The sequence below is a fragment of the Haloarchaeobius caseinilyticus genome, assembly GCF_051207395.1.
In the GTDB taxonomy this organism is placed as follows: domain Archaea; phylum Halobacteriota; class Halobacteria; order Halobacteriales; family Natrialbaceae; genus Haloarchaeobius.
This window is the reverse complement of record NZ_JBPJZC010000003.1, coordinates 43883-61461: the sequence shown is the minus strand read 5'-3', so window position 1 is coordinate 61461 and position 17579 is coordinate 43883. Positions and strand designations below refer to the sequence as shown.

The following is a 17579-nucleotide window of genomic DNA, read 5'->3' as shown; positions in this document are numbered from 1 at the left end:
TGGACTTGTAGTCAAATTCGAGCGTCGATAGTTGTATTACCGACTGTGACAAGTCGACACTTCAATAGCTGTCGTGCTGAACCGTGAGAGTCCCGTTGTCGTGCCGTTGGAGGGTGAAGCCTGCCACCGAAAGGCGATTCTTCTGCTGACTGTTCCGGTTCGTGAGGTTGCTTACGAATCGGCTGTTATTGGGTAGTTTCGAGAGAGCCGCGAGTGCCAGAACTCCCACGACGAACCCAAAGCGAGACAGTAACGTGGTGAGTGCCATACTATCACGGATTGTGTACAATCGGCTTTAATCTTCTGGGCATAGAGACAATTTGGACCGACACACCCGTAACCCATGCCCACGAAGCCCGGGGCATGACCATGCTCGACGGGGTGAACGTCGCCCTCGGCGTGACGGGCTCCATCGCGGCCGTGAAGACGGTCGAGTTGGCTCACGAGTTGCGCCGGCGCGGGGCGAACGTGCGGGCAGTGATGACGGGCAGCGCGCAGGGAATCCTCCACCCGTGGGCGGTGGAGTTCGCCACGGACAACGAGGTCGTCACGGAGATTACGGGGAAGGTAGAACACGTCGCGCTCTGTGGCCGCGACGAGTGGGCCGACGTGCTCCTCGTCGCCCCGGCGACTGCCAACACGGTCGGGAAAATCGCCAACGTGGTCGACGACACGCCGGTGACGACCTGCGCGACGACGGCTATCGGGGCCGGACTGCCGGTCGTCGTCGCCCCGGCGATGCACGAACCGATGTACGACCATCCGGGCGTGCTCGAAAGCATCGAGAAACTCGAATCGTGGGGCATCGAGTTCGTCGATCCGCGCGTCGAAGAGGAGAAAGCGAAGATAGCGACCGAGGACGCCATCGCGCTCGCGGTGGCCCGCGCGACCGGTGACGCACCGCTTGTCGGGAAAGAGGTCGTCGTCACCAGTGGAGCCACGGCCGAGTCGGTCGACCCGGTTCGCCTGCTGACCAACCGCTCGTCGGGGAAGATGGGTCGGGCTGTCGCTCGTGCCGCCTTCGTCCTTGGGGCGAACGTGACGCTGGTTCACGCGACAGTCGGCCCGCGAAATCTCTCCGGTGCCGACACTGACACCGAAGTCACTTACGCCGACCTCGTGGAAGTCGAGTCCGCGAGCGAGATGCTCGACGCGACGCTCGACGCCTGTGCCGAAGCTGACGCGCTGGTCTCCGTCGCGGCCATCAGCGACTACACGGTCGACGCTGCCGACGAGAAGATTCGTTCGGGACAGGACGAGTTGACACTCTCGCTCTCGCCGACGCCGAAACTCATCGACAGCGTGCGCGAGGAGTATCCGGACCTGCGCATCGTCGGCTTCAAGACCGAGACGAGCGGCGACGACGAGGCGATGGTCGAGGCCGCGCGGAAGACGCTTTCTCGTGCCGGACTGGCCTTCGTCGTTGCAAACGACGCGAGTGTGATGGGCAGCGACGAGACCCGGGCGTTGCTGGTCCACGAGAGCGCGTTCACCGCGTACTCGGGGACGAAGGTGTCGCTCGGGATGGAAGTCGCACGAGCGATGGCGGCGACGCTGCAGTGACGCTGAGGGGCTGACGTAGGAGCGAATTTACTCAGAAAAATGCCATCAACTGTGAGTTTATTCTATGCGAGAGTCTGACCGGCTTTTCGTCGTTTAAACAGTCACCTTGATAGGTAAGATAGTGCCGATGTGTTGCGGTTTTTGAGAACTTAGTGGACAATAGTTACATATGTTTTGGCTCTAGACAATGACACGCAATGAGAGCCGTCGTACTAGAAGCGTTTCAGGAACCGCTCACCGTTCAGGACGTCGACCGTCCGGAGCCGGAACCACACGGAATCGTCGCCTCGGTCAACGGCTGTGGGGTCTGTCGGAGTGACTGGCACTGTTGGCAGGGCGATTGGGACTGGTTCGGCTACCGGCCCGACCCGCCACACGTCCTCGGGCACGAACCCTGTGGCACAGTCGTCGAGGTCGGGGAGAACGTCGAGACCGTCTCCGAAGGGGACCACATCGCGATTCCGTTCAACTTCGCCTGTGGCCGCTGTGACCTCTGTCGGAACGGCCACGAGAACATCTGCGAGAACCACGTCGGCCTCGGCTTCATGAACGAAGCTCCGGGAGCCTTCGCCGAGGAGGTCCACGTCCCGAACGCCGACATCAACGCGGTGCCACTCCCGAAGGAAGTCGACCCGGACACCGCCGCCGGTATCGGCTGCCGGTTCATGACCTCCTACCACGGGATGGCCCACCGGGGCGACGTGGGCAACGGCGAAGACGTCGTCGTCCACGGACTGGGCGGTATCGGCCTCTCGGCCGTCCACATCGCCGATGCACTCGGGGCAAACGTCATCGGCGTCGACCTGTTCGACGAGAAACTGAAGAAGGCGGAAGAACTCGGCGCGGTCGAGACCATCAACGCCAAAGACGTCGACGACCCGGCGAAGGAAGTGCGGGACATGACCGACGGCGGTGCCGACTGTTCGGTCGACGCGCTCGGTATCGAGACGACCTGTCTGAACGCGGTGAACTCGCTGGCCAAGGGCGGCAGACACGTCCAAATCGGGCTGACCACGTCGGAAGAGGAAGGCAAGGTTCCGCTCCCGACGGACGAGTTCGTCGCGAAGGAAATCGACTTCCGGGGCTCGCTCGGCCTGCAGCCATCGCGCTACCCCGAGATGCTCGATATGATAAAGACCGGCAAAATCGACCCGCAGAAGCTGGTCTCTGAGACCATCTCGCTCGACGAGGTGCCGGACACGCTCGCGTCGATGAGCGACTACGAGACGATGGGAATTCCGGTCTGCACCGAGTTCTGATCGACTCCCACGGGACTTTTTTCGTGGTACCTGACCCGTCACTCGTCCTCGAGCGTCAGGTCGAATCCCCACGAATACGCTCGGGATTCGTCTGCGTCTGGCTCTCTCACGTGTGAATCTACGTCGAACCGGTAGGTCCCACTCGGAAGGCAGTCCTCGGCCGACGGGTCGGCAACCACGAGATAGGTCCTCGACACGGCGTCGTTTGGGGTGAGGCGAGCGGCAATCTGGGTGAGCGGTCTGGCGTATAGCCGCTGCAATCGCCAGCAGCCATCGACCGGCCGCTCCGGAAGAAACTGTTCGTAGTAGTCGGCTCGCGAGTTCTCGTCATCGGGGTCTGGGACGACGTGCACGAGGTGGTCACCAGGTTCGCCGTCTCCCATCGCGGTGAACGGTTCGATGTGGTCGAACTCGAACCGTCGCGTCTCGTCGCCCTCGTTCACGACGCGAATCTCCAGTCTGGCCGGCGACTGCTCGCTGCACTGTTCGACTACCTCGACGGTGACGCCGACCTGTAGCTCGGCAGGAAGCGAATCGCCAGCGACGGATACTGTGGGGGTGCGCATCGTTGCGTGTCCCATAACTCACGGCCCACTGCCTTGACCGATTACCCTGAAGTGGCCCAGTTCACCATCGACCCAGACGATGACGCCGACGACACCAGCGCGCCGCCTCGGTTCGAAGACGTACTCGTCGGTTGACCCGTCTGGAAGCGTCCCGACGATTCGGTACCGGCCCAGCCGGGTGATGGCGTCCTCCAGTCGGAGTGAGTCGTTCGCCTCGACCGTGTGGGTTACGCTATAGACGACAGAATCATCGGTCGTGTCGACGACGCTCACCTCGACCTCGTGTGCTTCGTCGCCGTCGTTCTCTACCAGCACGGGGAGCGACCACGAAATCGGGACGACTCGCCACACGGGCAGGTATGCGTACAATCCGACACCGACGAGTGCCGCGAACGACAGTCCGACCACCACGTGTCGGGCGATGACGGCGAGTGCGGGACCACCACTGACCAGCAGTAGCGACCCGTACTCGACGGCGGTGAACACGAGAAACAAGGCGACGTAGAGGGGCCAGAACATGACACTCGGTGGCCCGTACGACTCACCGAGTTGCGGGTCGGTAACGAAGACGAGGTACTCAGCGACGAGCAAGCCGACTGGGAGAATCACACCGAAGCCCGCGAGCAGGACGACGGCGAGCGCGCCCGTGAGCCACAGCCCACCGAGAATGTAGACCGTCCCGCGAATATCCGTGTCCGATGAGGGAAGCCAGCGGCGTGGGTGCCACTCGGGATAGACCCTGTCCATCGTGAGGGCGACGAGTGTGAGGTAGGCGACCCCGCCGACCGCGCCGATGGCGAGCGTCGCCGTAGTGGAGAGACCAGCAGCCATACCGAGACTGTTCGCACGCAACGTGTAAAAATACGAGTACGAAATGGGGGTGCGGTCTCTCTGAGCGACCTACACGACGCGGAACGTCTCGCCGTCGCACTCGGTACAGGTGTACACGTACTCGCCCGGTTCGTCGGCGTCGCCGAAGATGTGGACCGTCTGCTCACCGCAGTCGTCGCACTCGACGAGCCACTCCGTGTCGTCCTCGTAGTCCCGGGGCGCACCGAGTGCGAGCGCGGTGGCCTGCTGGTCGCTCTCGTTCGTCCCGAGTTGGAACGTGCCCGGCGGGATGCGGACGACTTTGCCCGACTCGACGGTCGTGTCGCCAGCATCTGTCTCGAAGCGTACCGTTCCGGAGAGTACGTAGAACAGTTCCTCCTGCGTGCTGTGCCGGTGTGGTGAGACGGTGAAACTCTCGTCCGGGGCGAGTGTGTAGTGATTGATGGACAGCCCAGTCGTGCCGAGCGAGTCGGTGAGGACGCTGGCACCACCAACGGAGTTCGCCATGGCCCCGTCCGGAATTGCGTCGTCTGGCGGTGCTTGCGGGTCGATGTCTGCGACTGTGACTTTCTTCATCGGTCGACCATATCGGCGTGAAACGCCAGCGGGAACTTGTAAGTTGGGCCGGGGTGGGACGAGTAGGCGCGTCAGTCGTCGCCAGCCTGCGCCGACTCGTCGCGCCCCGGTTCGCGCGTGTCGATGCCCGCGCCGGACACCGGCCACTCCACTTCTTCGACGAAGTCGACCCCCATCTTCCGGGCCGACCGGGAGATCATGTGTGCCCCGGTCGGCGCGGTGAGGAACAAGAACAGGATGCCGACCAGCGATTCGAGGCCGACGCCCTGGAAGTCGAAGTAGACGAACCCGGCGAGGAACATCGACGCCGCGCCGAGCGTGGTCGCCTTGCTGGTAGCGTGCATCCGGTTGTACACCGTGGGGAGCCGGATGAGTCCGATGGTCCCGACGAGCAGGAAGAAACTGCCCACGAGGACGAGCGCCGCGACGACCGCGTACTGGATGGTTTCTGCGAGTGCCATTATTCGATGATGTCTCCTTCGGTGACGTAGCGAGCGACCGCGATAGTGCTGATGAAGCCGATGATGGCCAACACGAGGCTCACGTCGATGAACAGCCCTTTCTGCTGGATGATGGCCCAGAGCACTGCGATGGCGACGACGTTCGTGCCGATAGTGTCGAGTGCGACCACGCGGTCTGGCGTCGTCGGGCCGCGAATGACACGGTAGGCGCACAGCAGCGTGACCACGCTGGCGACGACGAGGCCGAGGTCGAGTATCAGGGTGAACCAGAACGGGGCGGCTGCTGCCTCACTCATCGGTCTCACCTCCACTCTCCGCACCGTCTTCTTCGACGGTCTGTGCTCCCTCGACCGGATTGTCGAGTTCGGGCACCGGTGCGCCGGGTTCGACGCGCTCGTCGAAGATGGCGAGCGCGTAGTCCTCCCAGCGCCTGACTGGTTCGACGAGCGATTCGTAGTCCTCGGCCGCGATGGCGTGGACGTACAGCGCGTTTCTGTCTTCGTCGTAGTCCATAGTGAGCGTGCCTGGTGTCAGCGTAATCGAGTTCGCGATGGTGGTGATTGCGACGGGCTTCTCGACGCGCAGCGGGACCTCGACGACTACCGGGTTGATGGGCATACTCGGTGAGAGCACGCGTTTCGCCACGTCGTAGTTCGCCGTGAGGAGTTCCCACAGGAACAGGCCGATGTACGCCAGCGTCGGTGGGATGATGCGGAGGCTTCGACGCACGCCGTAGGTCGGCGAGTAGAACCGCCGGAAGACGTACGCGGTCGGGATGCCCACGAACAGGCCGAGGACGAACTCCCCGACGGCGATCATCGGCTCGTCGATGAAGTGGACACCGCGAACGAACACCCAGATGACGGCCAGTGCGACGCCGATGGAGACCATCTTTCGCGGTCCCGCGCCGACAGCGTCCTGCTGATACTCGTCGGCGTCGTCGGTCGCCGCGACGGCCTCAGCGTCGTTCTCGACGGTCTCAGACTCGATATCGCTCATCAGTGACCACCTCCAGAGCCGCTGACGATGCTGTCGTGCAGGCCGACTGCATCGATGTAGGCGTCCGTGTCGATGGCCGCCTGTGCAGCGTCGATGGCTGCCTGCACGACCGGGTCGAACGCGACGCCGACTGCGACGACCGAGAGCGCGAGGACGAGCACGACGCCGACCTGTGCGGTCGGCCGTGAGGCCACGTCGACGGCTTCGGAGGAGGTCCCCCAGAAGCCGCGGTTCCACGCCCGCGTGAAGTACGCGATGGTGAGGATGGCCCCCGCCAGTGCGAGCGCGACGCCGAGTCCAGACCCGGCGTTCACCGCCGCGTCGAAGACGAGGAACTTCCCGAAGAAGCCGAGCAGCGGCGGAATCCCGACGAGGCCGAGCCCTGCGATGAAGAACGCTGCCGAGAGGTACGGGAGTCGCCCAGCCATCCCACCGAGTCTATCGAACTCGGTAGAGCCGACTGCGGTGCGGACTGTTCCGCTGATGAGGAACAGCGCACCCTTGGCGAGTGCGTGGTTCAGCGAGTACACCAGCGCGGCGGTCAGCCCGAGGACGGCGAGCGTGCCGAACGGTTCGGGCGCGCCGAGTCCGCCGGCGACGCCGAGCGCGGCGAAGCCGAGCGGGAGGACGATGAACCCGACCTGTCCGATACTGGAGTAGGCGAGTAGGCCCTCGATGTCCGGCCGGTTGACCGCGCCGATACCGCCCAGTAGGATGCTCGCCGCGCCCATCACGAACAGGACCGGTCCGAAGAACGCGAGCATCGAGTCACCCGAGAGGCCGGGCAGCGACAGCGCGAGGTCGCCTGTGCTCGCGTTGGCGAACACAGTGAAGTACAGCCTGATGATGGCGTATATACCGACCTTCTTCACGACGCCCGCGAGGACAGCAGCAACGGGTGCGGGTGCGGCGCGGTACGCCGCGGGCACCCACCACTGGAACGGGACGATACCCGCTTTCAGGGCGAAGACGACGAACAGGATGGCCGACAGGCCGAGTACCGGCGCGATGCTCTGGATGCCGAACGCGGCTGGGTCGCCCAGCCGACGAGCGAGGTCGGCCATGTTGAGCGTCCCCGTCGTCGCGTACAGGCCACCGATTGCGAGCAGCATCAGCGCGCTCCCGACGAGGTTGAGCACCACGTACTGGAGCGCGGCCCGAGTCTGTTCCGGCCCGGAGTAGAACACGACGAGGACGTAACTCGACATGAGCATCACCTCGAACCAGACGAACAGGTTGAAGATGTCGCCGGTGAGGAACGACCCCGTGACGCCGACCAGCATGAAGTGGTACAGCGGGTGGTACGAGATTCGCTGCCCGTCTTCGTCGACGTAGAGGAACGAGAAGACGAGTGCGGCCAGCGAGACCACGGCCGCCAGTGCCAGCATGAACACTGCGAGGTCGTCCGCAATCAGCGAGATGCCGAACGGGGCGCTCCAGTTCGACAACTGGTAGGTCAGGATGTTCCCATCGGCGGCTTTTACCTGCTGGTACAGATACGCGACTGCGGCGACGTAGCCGACACCACCGAGCAGACTGATGGCTTTCTGGAGCCGCGTGGAACGGTGTGCGACGAGCGCGAGGATGGCCGTCACGAGTGGCACCAGTACCGGTGCGATGACGGCGATTGGGTATTCAGACATCGTCGGAATCACCTCCGGGAGACAGCTGGAACAGGTCGATCGTCCCGTGTTCTTCGTACACCCGGAAGGTCAGCACGAGCGCGAACGCGGTCGTCCCGAACCCGATGACGATGGCCGTCAGGACCAGCGCCTGCACCAGCGGGTCGGTGACGCTCGCAGCACCCTCGCCGTGATGACCGAGGACAGGGACAGACCCCTGCATCACGCCCATCGTGATGAGGTAGACGTTCGCCGTCTGCGAAATGATGCTGACCCCCCAGACGACGCGGACCACGTCGCGCCGCAGGACGAGGAACGTCCCGAGCGCGAACAGTAGGCCGAGAACGGTCGCGAGGACGAATTCGGTCATTCGCCACCCACCACCGAGAGAATCGTGAGGAGGCCACCGACGACCACGAAGTACACGCCGATGTCGAAGACGAACGCGGTCGCCCAGTGGATGGCGAACAGGCCACCCTCGCCGAAGAGGAACTCGCTAATCGGCCCGAGGCCGAGGAAGTCCCCGCCGAGCGTGTCGTCGGTCTGGTTCAGGAACGCGTCGCCGTAGGCGATGGCACCGATGCCACCGAGGACGGCGACGAGCAGGCCGACCGCGTACATCGTCCGGAAGTCCGTGACGATGGCCGGCCGGTCGATGCCGGGTGACGGCTCGACGTCGCGTTCGAACACTGTCTCCTGCAGGTAGTCGAGCCCGAAGATGACGTAGACGAGCGCGAACGCGGCGGCTGTGAGGACGCCCGCGATGAAGCCGCCACCGGGCAAGTTGTGCCCTTGAAGCAACAGGGCGACCGCCGAGACGAGGATGATGGGCACGACGATGCGTGCCACCGTCCGCGAGATGACGGTCGTGTCGTCCGAGTAGCTCACTGCGTCTCACCTCGTTCGCGCATCGCAACGAGAGTGACGACGGACAGTGCGGCCATCGAGACGACGGCTATCTCTCCCATCGTATCGAAAGCGCGGAAGTCGACCAAGATGACGTTGACGATGTTGTTCCCACCCGCGGCCGGGTAGGACGCTTCGGCGAGCGCGCTGGCGATGGTGTCCGGCTGGTGCTGCGTCGTGACGAGCACCGTGACGAACACGACCGCACCGACGACCAGCGACAGCGCCCCGTCCTTGACCAGGCGCTGCCGGTTCCACTTGCCGTAGAACGCCGGCAGTTTGTCGAGGACGAGCAGGAAGATGACCAGCACGAGCGTCTCGACGACGAGCTGGGTCAGTGCGAGGTCGGGTGCGTTGGCGAGGATGAAGAATATCGCCACCATGAACCCGAGAATCGATAGCGTGAGCACGCCCGCGATGTGCGACGGCGCGCGCCCGACTGCGAGCGCACTGACGACCGCCAGCGAGAGGACGAGGACGACCGGCACCGACGTGGCGAGGTTCGCGCCCTGCACGGCGACGCCCCACACGAACAGCGCGACCAGTCCGACGGCGACCGCGCCACCGATTCCGGCCGACACCTTCAGCGAGGCGTTGCTGAAGACGACGGCCGCGAGGACGAGCATGCTGACGACGAGCGCCAGCGGGAGTAGCGCCCCGAGTGAATCCGGCAGCGGTGGGGTCGCGCCCGCAGCGACGTAGCCGAGCGTGGCGAGGGCTGCGAAGCCGCCGATGGTCCACGTCGCGTAGGTCCGAAGCAGCCCGTTCTGGACTTCTCCACGAACCGAGTCACTGAACGGGTTCAGGCCCTCGGTGGCGTTGTCGTACCACCAGTTCGCACGGACAGGGCCGCGAAGTATCGACCGAATGCCGTGGTGCAGCCGGTCGTACTGTGGGTAGGCGAGGAGGCCGAGCGCGATGGTGAGCGCGCTCATCCCGGCCCACGCCGTCAACTCGGTCGGCAGGTGGTAGTGGAACGTCTCGGTCTCTACCCCGAGCGGTTCGGCCGAATGGACGACCGCGGTCATGAAGTCGTCGAGCGGCTTGAAGTAGACGTGGAACGTCTCCGTGATGCCGACGAGGCCGATGAACGCGGCCAGTGACGCCAGAATCGCGGGCGGAATCAACATCGCCTTTGGCGGCGAGTGGACGTGGCCCAGTTCCTCGGGCTTCTTCCCGAAGAACAGCATCACGAACCGGATGGAATAGAGGAACGTGAATATGCTCCCGAACACGGCGACGGCCGGGACGAGCCAGTAGATGCCGCCCGCGTTCGACCCGGTCAGCCACGCCGCGTGGAAGAGGAACTCCTTCGAGTAGAAGCCGTTGAACGGCGGGACGCCGGCCATCCCGAGACCGGCGATGGTGGCGATGACCGCCGTGATGGGCAGGTCTTCGCGCAAGCCGCCGAGTTCCGAAATCTTGCGTGTCCCCGCTTCGTGTGCGATTATCCCGGCGACGAGGAACAGCGTCGCCTTGAACAGCGCGTGGTTCAGGATGTGGAAGCCGCCAGTCTCCGCGCCGTAGTGTCCGGCGAAGCCGAAGCCGGCGACGATGAGTCCGAGGTGTGACGCCGTCGAGTACGCGAGCAACTCCTTGATGTCCGTCGCGGCGACGGCGAGGATAGCCGTGACAGTCATCGTCAGGAGACCGAGCGCGACGAACAGCATCGACCACGCTTCCAGACTGCCGGGGTGTGCGCCTTCGGGCAGGAACAGGGGTCGCATCCGGCCGACGAGGTAGACACCCGCCTTGACCATCGTCGCGGAGTGGAGGAACGCAGAAACCGGCGTGGGTGCTTCCATCGCGTTCGGCAGCCAGACGTGCAGTGGAACCTGCGCGGACTTGGCCGCCGCGCCGATGCCGACGAGTGCGAGCGCGAGGACGAAGACGCCCTTTTCCTCCATCGTGGTGCGCATCGCTTCGGCGTTCGCTGCGCTGCCGAGCATCGCGTTCTCACCGCCGTAGAGTGACCACGTCGCGCTGCCGAGCGCGTCGACGCTCACGGTGTGCAACACGATGAAACCGACCAGCATGAACAGGCCACCCGCGACCGTGATGAGCATCGACTTGCGCGCGGCGTACTGCGAGGACGCCTCGTCGGTGTAGTGCCCGATGAGCAAGAACGAAGTCAGACTCGTCAACTCCCAGAAGAGGAACAGCGAGATGAGGTCCGACGCGAGCGCGACGCCCAGCATCGACCCCATGAACGCCAGCAGCGTGGCGTAGTACTTCGGCTGGCCAGGTTCGCCGTGCATGTACCCACCGGAGTAGGTGAGAATCATCACGCCGACGCCGCTCGCCAACGTGGCGATGAGCAGCGCCAACCCGTCGACGTAGAACTGTAACTGTACCCCGAGCGTCGGAATCCACTCTATCCCTACTGCCCCGTGTGTGCCGTACAACTGGGAGACGAGTCCCAGACACGCGAGCGCGACGGTAGCCGCGAAGTACGCCGTCCGCTCACCGAGGACACGATAGACGAATGGGACGGCCGCCGCGCCCAGAAACGGCAGTCCAACGAGGGCGAGGAGGACCGTCAGGTCCGGTGTCATAGCTAGTCGGAACCAACGAGGAACCGGACTTAGTTCTTCTCAAACCGGCGGGCGAGCGGCGCTCTCGACTCTGTTCAGCCAGCCGAGGAGAACACTCATACCGTACCGACCGGTTCCGGCCGGTAGGTCGACGCCGACGGGGGAGCTACGATTCGGTCGCTCGGTCATCGACGGAAATTTACACTTTCGAGCTCCTCTCGAAGGTGCGGTGCACCCGCGGAACTGTCGACGGACGTAATCGTCTATCGAGGGAAACATCTCGTGGGATTTTGCCCCGAAACGGTAGGTATCTTCCTCCTCGACGCCTCAGCCGGCGACTCCGAACGTTCGTTCGTTGAAAATCACCGCTCAGTGACAGTACGAAACGTTATGTGGGCCGCCGATGGACGATAGGGTGAATGCACCGCGGCTGTGACGACCGATGGGACCGAAGGGAATCGGTTGCACGGGGTGAACATGAGTAATCAACGAATCGCCACCGACGGTGGGCTGTCGAAGGGCGAAATCTTCGATGTGCTCCGGAACCAGCGACGACGATTCGTCCTCCAGTACTTGAAGCGCCGAGACGAACCGGTCGACCTCGGCAGCCTCGCGACCCAGGTGGCCGCGTGGGAGTACCGGACACCGTGCGACGATGTCACTTCGGAACAGCGAAAGCGCGTCTACACGACGCTCCAGCAGACACACCTCCCGCGCATGTCGGAAGCGAACATCATCCGCTACGACTCGGACGAAGGACTGATTCAACCGACTGCGCGCACACGCGACCTCTCCATCTATCTGGAAATCGTCCCCGGGAGCGAACTGCCGTGGCGGGAGTACTACCTCTCGCTCGGCGCAGTGAGCGCAGCACTATGTACCGCAGTCTGGTTCGGCGTCTACCCGTTCACGATGATGCCGGACATCGCGTGGGGAATGCTCATCTCGCTCGCGTTCACCGTCTCCTCCGCGGTCCACATCTACTACGAGCAGAACATGCGACTGGGCGACCTCGAAATCCCGCCCGAACTCGAAATCGAGTAGCCGGGACGAGACACGTCACCGATGGTGACTGTCCGGGCGGCCAGATTGTTTATACGGCAGTGATTCTTACTCCGACCAGATGCAACTTCGGGCCCTCTTCACGGACGACGACGCCCTCTCGCCGGTCATCGGCGTCGTGCTGATGGTGGCGGTGACGGTCGTTCTCTCGGCAGCGATTGGCGCGTTCGTCCTCGATATCGGGTCACAGGTGACCGAAGCCTCGCCCAACATGGTCGTCGAGTACAACATGTCGGTTGGGACGAACGGGTCTGACTACGTCGAACTCTCGCACACGGGCGGTGATTCGGTCGATGCAGAACGATTGACGGTCAATATCGGCGGAACGGCGGCGTACGAAGCCGGGTCCGTCAGTGGGACTGACTTCACCGATGGTACGAACGACTGGTCTGGAACAGTGACTGCAGGTGCGGTGCTGGAGATACGGGAAGATAGCACTGACAGCATCACCGCCGGTCAAGTCGTCCAGGTCATCTGGAGCAAAGGCGGACAGTCCACGATTCTCAGCCAGCGCGGCGTCGCCTGACCGGGCGGGCCACGAGAGACAACCGGCGGTAGCGACAATCGTCACCTTCATTGGCTGGTTGGTACCACCTACGACATGGACCAACTGAAGGAGTCCCTCCTCGACGCGCCAATCATCGAGAAGAACGGCTATCACTACTTCGTCCATCCCATCAGCGACGGGGTTCCGCAGTTAGACCCCAGCCTGCTCCGCGAAATCGTCATCCGCATCATCCGCAAAGCAGAGCTGGAAGACGTCGACAAAATCGTCACACCGGCCGCGATGGGTATCCACATCTCGACGGCCGTCTCGCTCATGACGGACATCCCGCTGACGGTCATCCGCAAGCGTCAGTACGGGCTGGACGGCGAGGTCTCGCTCTCGCAGCAGACCGGCTACTCCGAGAACGAGATGTACATCAACGACGTGCACGAGGGCGACCGCGTCATCGTCCTCGACGACGTGCTCTCGACCGGTGGCACGCTCGCGGCGGTTCTCAGCGCGCTCGACGACATCGGTGCCGAGGTCGTCGACTCCGTCGCAGTCATCAAGAAGGTCGGCGGCGAGAACAAGGTCGAAGAGTCGCCGTACCACGTAAAGACGCTCATCAACGTCGACGTGGTCGACGGCGAAGTCGTCATCGTCGACGAGCGCGGCGACGACTGAGCGAGTCGGTTCGAGTCGAATTTTCCGTTTCGTCACTCCGCGTCGCTACCCACCCGTGGGTCTAACAGCGTGTAGGCGATATCCTGGACGAAGTTGCCGATAATCCCGACGAAGGCGACGAGCATCGTACAGCCGAGGATTAGCGGCATGTCGCGGTTGGACACGGCCGAGAGCATCAGACTGGCGAAGCCCTCGATGCTGAAGATGGACTCGATGACGAACACGTTGAGGACCATCACGCTGAGCATGTCCGTGAAGAACAGCGAGAGCAGCGGGATGGCGGCGTTTCGAAGGACGTGTCTGGCGACACGAATCGGCCCGGCACCTTTCGCACGGGCGATTTTCACGAACTCGGTGTCGATGTATTCGAGCGACTCTGCGCGAGCGTAGCGCAGTTGCCCGGCGAGCAGTGCGGTGGTGAGCGTCGCAATCGGGAGGACGTAGTACTTCTGTGTCGTCGTGAGTTCTGGCCCGGGGACGAGGCCCCAGTGGAGGGTGAAGCCGAGGTGGTACAGTTCGCTGGCGGCGATGGGGTACGGGAAGCCGACGACGTTGTGCTGGTTGACGATGGCGTCGATGAGGATGAACGCGAGCCAGAAGTTCGGGACGCCGAGGCCGAGGTAGGCGACGGTCGTCACCAACCGGTCGCTGAAGGTGTGTTGGCGGAATGCGGCGAACAGCCCGAAGCTGATGCCGAACACCGCGGCGATGATGACGGACGGGACGAGGTAGCCGAGCGTCAGTTCGAGGCGGTCCCCGATGACGTCCAAGACTGGTTCGCCGGTCGTGTACGAGATGCCCCAGTCGCCGGTCGAGATACCGACCATCCAGTTCAGCCAGCGTTCCGTAATCGGGTCGTTCAAATTGCGCGCCGACCGGTAGGACTCGATGGCTTCGGACACGTCGCCGCCGCTACTCGCGGCGTTGAACGCGACGGCGCCAACGTTCGGGTCGTTCGTGAACGCGATGACGCCGAAGGCGACGCTCATGACGAGGTACGCCGAGAAGACGGCGAAGACGGTACGTCGGAGGAGTTTCCACTTCATGCTCACGGGAACCCACCACGTGAGTCGAGCGAACGTCGGCCAGCAGCGAGTCGAACAGCACCCATTCGTCTCTGGTTGCCAGAGCTACAGTAATAAAGTGTGCGGAGAATCGCCCGAGAATCGGAAAAACCGAACGACTGCGGCGAGTTCGTATGTACAGTCTCTGTTTGAGCAACTGGTGGTTTTAAACCTATCTAGCCTGTCGTGTTGAGCAGCTATGCAGTGTGGGTTCGGAACTGAATCGCAGTATGGGTGGGTCGATGGCAGCAGGTAGCGTGAACGAACCCGCTGGCTTCGAGACCATCGACTGGGACGAGGTAGAGCCGTCCGGTGGGTGGCTGACGCGACGGAGCGCACTCTTTCTCGTCTGTCTGTTGGGTATCATCTGTCTCGCGGCGTACGATTACTTCGTCGTCGCGCCGGAGCCACTGTTCTCCAACGTTGGACTGGCAGAAGGCTTGTCTCAGCCGTTTACGTGGGACGTTCGCGGCATCGATTGGCTGTTTGCCCTGTCGCTGCTCGTCTTCGGCTTCTTCGTGCTGTACCCGCTCGCGGCCGACCGCGAACGGACGGCTCGGTACTTCGCGAAACTCACGAACAACAAGTCGGCGACGTTCGCACTCGGCTATCTGGTCTGTTTCTTCGTCTTCGGGGTCGTCGGGACCATCGTCGTAGGGTCACCCGACACGAGTGTTCAGCATACGTCGAAACCGCCAGTGTCGTTCGCCACTCCCATGGGGCGTATCGACCTGTTCACCCTCCTCGTCCTCGTCGGCCTGACCGCGCTGGCGACGTGGACGCTGCTCGCTCGGTTCGACCGCGTACGGGAACTGTCCGCGTTCACGCCGGTTTCTGGCGCGTTCGGTCGTCTCGGGCTCTGCACCCTCACCGTGTTCACGCCACTGAGCGTCGTGTTCGCGCTCACCTCGGTGGGAAGCCTGCTGGTCGCTGCCGGTATCAGCTTGCTCGTCGGCGTCGCCTACACTGGCCGATGGTTCCTGCGAAGCGAGCAGTCGCTCGACCGGGAGACGCTTCGGGCCAGCGGGGTCGTCCTCGCCGGCTTCGGGGCGGTGTTCCTGCTCGGGTTCGCGCTCGTCCAGTTCGTCCTCTACGGGTTCCTCAGGTTCGACCCGGTGGCGACCGGTGTCGTCTCGACGTCGTGCCCAGCGTCCGCGGCCGCCCCCGGTGGCGGCTGTTACGGCACGTGGGACTACCCGCTCGGGACGAACCGCTGGGGGAAGGGGATGATACAGCTCCTGTTCGACGGGATGCGCGTCGCCTTACAAGTCGCGCTCATCTCGTCGATGCTCATCGTCCCGCTGGCGACGCTCGTCGGGACGATAACGGGCTACGTCGGTGGTGTCGTCGACGACACGCTGATGGCGTACGTCGACGTGCAACAGACCGTGCCGGCAATCGTGGTGTACATGATCGCCGTCCACGTGTTCGGACGGAGTCTGTTCGTCCTCGCCGTCGTCTTCGGCCTGCTCTCGTGGGGTGGCGCGGCCCGCCTCGTTCGCTCGGAAGTCATCCAGCGTCGCGAAGAGGACTTCATCACCGCCGCAGAGAGTGCTGGTGCCAGCCACCTGGGCATCATGGTTCGACACGTCCTGCCCAACGTGTCGAACACGGTACTGACCGCGGTGACGCGCCAGATTCCGCAGTTGATTCTGGCCGAGACCGCCATCGCGTTCTTGAACCTGAACAAGATTATGAACGTCAGCTGGGGCGAGACCATCAACATCTCGCTCGACTACCTGCCCGACGGCTGGTGGATGTCGACCGAACCGGTCGTCGTCCTCGCCGTCACCGTGCTCTCGTTCAGCGTGCTGGGTGACGCGCTGCGCGACGTACTCGACCCACGAGGTGATTCATGATGTCCCTACTCGAAGTGAGAGACCTGTCCGTCCAGTTCGACACGGATAGCGGCACCGTACACGCGGTCGATGGCGTCTCGTTCGACGTCGACCGCGGTGAGACAGTGTGTATCGTCGGCGAGTCCGGCTCCGGCAAGACCGTCACGAGCGAGTCCATCACGAAACTCGTCCGTGAACCGCCGGGCAGTGTTTCTGCCGACCGCGTCTCCTTCGAGGACGAGGACCTGCTCTCACTCCCGAAGAAGCGACTGCGCGAGATTCGCGGCGGCCGAATCGGCCACGTGTTCCAGAACCCGCAGGGGTCGTTGAACCCAGTGTACACGGTCGGTCGCCAAATTCGCGAGGCGATTCGTCTACACGAAGACGTGTCCAAACAGGACGCGAGAGAGCGCGCCGTCGACCTGCTCCACCGCGTCGGGATTCCGAAAGCTGGCGAACGATTCGACGACTACCCGCACGAGTTCTCCGGCGGACAGAAACAGCGCATCGTCATCGCCATGGCCATCGCGGCCAGCCCGGACCTGCTCATCGCGGACGAGCCGACCACGGCACTCGACGTGACGATTCAGGCCCAGATACTCCGGCTGTTGCGCGATTTGCAGGACGAGTACGGGATGGCGATGCTGCTCATCACGCACGACCTCGGCGTCGTCGCGGAGGTGGCCGACCGGGTCGTCGTGATGTACGCGGGCAAAGTGATGGAGACTGGTGACGTGTTCGAGGTGTTCGAGAACCCGTCGCACCCGTACACACAGGCGCTGCTGGAGTGTCTGCCCGGTCGCCGCGGTGGGGCCGAGGGTATCTCCGGGTCGCTGCCGGACGCGAAGAGTCCGCCCGCTGGCTGTCGGTTCGCCGACCGCTGTCAGCACGCGGTCGACGCTTGTCGCACGGGCGACCAACCATCGATGGTGCCCGTCGGTGACGAGAGCGACACGCACCGGGCGTCCTGCGTCTACTACCAAGCCGGCTACGACGCCGACACGGTTCGCCAGTCGCCTGCAACAGGCGCGAGCGACGACGCGGGCAGTGATGGCGAGGCGCGGACCGATGGAGGTGCCTCGCGATGAGCAGTGACAAATCGAGCGACGACCAGTCGAACGACGACC

General features: G+C 63.6%; 18 protein-coding genes. 7 read left to right on the top strand and 11 right to left on the bottom strand.

Translation table 11 applies throughout. The features are described 5' to 3' along the window. Nucleotides 1-369 precede the first annotated feature (369 nt). Complete coding sequence (gene coaBC / locus ACSC1P_RS12935) at nucleotides 370-1563, top strand: bifunctional phosphopantothenoylcysteine decarboxylase/phosphopantothenate--cysteine ligase CoaBC (RefSeq protein WP_435361506.1); 1194 nt, start codon at nucleotides 370-372, stop codon at nucleotides 1561-1563. Between the two features lie 197 nt (nucleotides 1564-1760). Then, nucleotides 1761-2822 carry a zinc-dependent alcohol dehydrogenase family protein gene (locus tag ACSC1P_RS12930; RefSeq protein ID WP_435360600.1) on the top strand — a complete coding sequence of 354 codons (1062 nt, stop codon included), beginning with the start codon at nucleotides 1761-1763 and terminating at the stop codon, nucleotides 2820-2822. Nucleotides 2823-2860: 38 nt separating this feature from the next. Here the strand turns inward: ACSC1P_RS12930 and ACSC1P_RS12925 are convergent, their stop codons facing one another. The 10 genes from ACSC1P_RS12925 to mbhE all read right to left on the bottom strand — a co-directional run bounded on the left by ACSC1P_RS12925 (nucleotide 2861) and on the right by mbhE (nucleotide 11338). Continuing rightward, nucleotides 2861-3388: a hypothetical protein gene (locus ACSC1P_RS12925; RefSeq protein WP_435360599.1), complete on the bottom strand. Its 528-nt coding sequence runs from the start codon at nucleotides 3386-3388 to the stop codon at nucleotides 2861-2863. 18 nt (nucleotides 3389-3406) lie between these two features. Then, complete coding sequence (locus ACSC1P_RS12920) at nucleotides 3407-4219, bottom strand: hypothetical protein (protein WP_435360598.1); 813 nt, start codon at nucleotides 4217-4219, stop codon at nucleotides 3407-3409. Nucleotides 4220-4288: 69 nt separating this feature from the next. Further along, nucleotides 4289-4795 carry a cupin domain-containing protein gene (locus ACSC1P_RS12915; protein WP_435360597.1) on the bottom strand — a complete coding sequence of 169 codons (507 nt, stop codon included), beginning with the start codon at nucleotides 4793-4795 and terminating at the stop codon, nucleotides 4289-4291. 71 nt (nucleotides 4796-4866) lie between these two features. Continuing rightward, on the bottom strand, nucleotides 4867-5256 hold the full coding sequence (gene mnhG, locus ACSC1P_RS12910; RefSeq protein WP_435360596.1) for a monovalent cation/H(+) antiporter subunit G: 390 nt from the start codon (nucleotides 5254-5256) through the stop codon (nucleotides 4867-4869). Beyond that, on the bottom strand, nucleotides 5256-5552 hold the full coding sequence (locus ACSC1P_RS12905) for an MrpF/PhaF family protein (RefSeq protein ID WP_435360595.1): 297 nt from the start codon (nucleotides 5550-5552) through the stop codon (nucleotides 5256-5258). The genes mnhG and ACSC1P_RS12905 overlap by 1 nt, the downstream gene beginning before the upstream one ends. Then, a complete protein-coding gene (locus ACSC1P_RS12900; protein WP_435361505.1) occupies nucleotides 5545-6147 on the bottom strand; it encodes a Na+/H+ antiporter subunit E in 603 nt (200 codons plus the stop codon). Before ACSC1P_RS12900 ends, ACSC1P_RS12905 begins: the two co-directional genes overlap by 8 nt. A 107-nt stretch (nucleotides 6148-6254) precedes the next feature. Continuing rightward, complete coding sequence (locus ACSC1P_RS12895; protein ID WP_435360594.1) at nucleotides 6255-7898, bottom strand: complex I subunit 5 family protein; 1644 nt, start codon at nucleotides 7896-7898, stop codon at nucleotides 6255-6257. Continuing rightward, nucleotides 7891-8247, bottom strand: a complete 357-nt coding sequence (locus ACSC1P_RS12890) for a sodium:proton antiporter (RefSeq protein ID WP_435360593.1) — start codon at nucleotides 8245-8247, stop codon at nucleotides 7891-7893. Before ACSC1P_RS12890 ends, ACSC1P_RS12895 begins: the two co-directional genes overlap by 8 nt. After that, nucleotides 8244-8765 (bottom strand): MnhB domain-containing protein, encoded by a 522-nt coding sequence (locus tag ACSC1P_RS12885; RefSeq protein WP_435360592.1) that lies wholly within the window; start codon nucleotides 8763-8765, stop codon nucleotides 8244-8246. The genes ACSC1P_RS12890 and ACSC1P_RS12885 overlap by 4 nt, the downstream gene beginning before the upstream one ends. Next, nucleotides 8762-11338, bottom strand: coding sequence for a hydrogen gas-evolving membrane-bound hydrogenase subunit E (gene mbhE, locus ACSC1P_RS12880; RefSeq protein ID WP_435360591.1), 2577 nt, complete (start codon nucleotides 11336-11338; stop codon nucleotides 8762-8764). Before mbhE ends, ACSC1P_RS12885 begins: the two co-directional genes overlap by 4 nt. 456 nt (nucleotides 11339-11794) lie before the next feature. Here mbhE and ACSC1P_RS12875 point away from each other — a divergent pair, with 456 nt between their 5' ends. The 3 genes from ACSC1P_RS12875 to hpt all read left to right on the top strand — a co-directional run bounded on the left by ACSC1P_RS12875 (nucleotide 11795) and on the right by hpt (nucleotide 13550). After that, complete coding sequence (locus ACSC1P_RS12875; RefSeq protein WP_435360590.1) at nucleotides 11795-12361, top strand: DUF7344 domain-containing protein; 567 nt, start codon at nucleotides 11795-11797, stop codon at nucleotides 12359-12361. Nucleotides 12362-12440: 79 nt separating this feature from the next. Beyond that, nucleotides 12441-12905: an archaellin/type IV pilin N-terminal domain-containing protein gene (locus ACSC1P_RS12870; RefSeq protein WP_435360589.1), complete on the top strand. Its 465-nt coding sequence runs from the start codon at nucleotides 12441-12443 to the stop codon at nucleotides 12903-12905. 75 nt (nucleotides 12906-12980) lie between these two features. Beyond that, nucleotides 12981-13550, top strand: a complete 570-nt coding sequence (gene hpt / locus ACSC1P_RS12865) for a hypoxanthine/guanine phosphoribosyltransferase (RefSeq protein WP_435360588.1) — start codon at nucleotides 12981-12983, stop codon at nucleotides 13548-13550. 32 nt (nucleotides 13551-13582) lie between these two features. Here the strand turns inward: hpt and ACSC1P_RS12860 are convergent, their stop codons facing one another. Then, nucleotides 13583-14596, bottom strand: coding sequence for an ABC transporter permease (locus ACSC1P_RS12860; RefSeq protein WP_435360587.1), 1014 nt, complete (start codon nucleotides 14594-14596; stop codon nucleotides 13583-13585). Nucleotides 14597-14856: 260 nt separating this feature from the next. Between ACSC1P_RS12860 and ACSC1P_RS12855 the strand changes: the two genes are divergently transcribed. Both ACSC1P_RS12855 and ACSC1P_RS12850 read left to right on the top strand, forming a co-directional pair. Beyond that, the gene (locus ACSC1P_RS12855; protein WP_435360586.1) at nucleotides 14857-16473 is read left to right on the top strand and encodes an ABC transporter permease; all 1617 of its coding nucleotides are present in this window, start codon (nucleotides 14857-14859) and stop codon (nucleotides 16471-16473) included. Further along, nucleotides 16470-17540 carry an ABC transporter ATP-binding protein gene (locus ACSC1P_RS12850; protein WP_435360585.1) on the top strand — a complete coding sequence of 357 codons (1071 nt, stop codon included), beginning with the start codon at nucleotides 16470-16472 and terminating at the stop codon, nucleotides 17538-17540. The genes ACSC1P_RS12855 and ACSC1P_RS12850 overlap by 4 nt, the downstream gene beginning before the upstream one ends. Nucleotides 17541-17579: the final 39 nt, after the last annotated feature.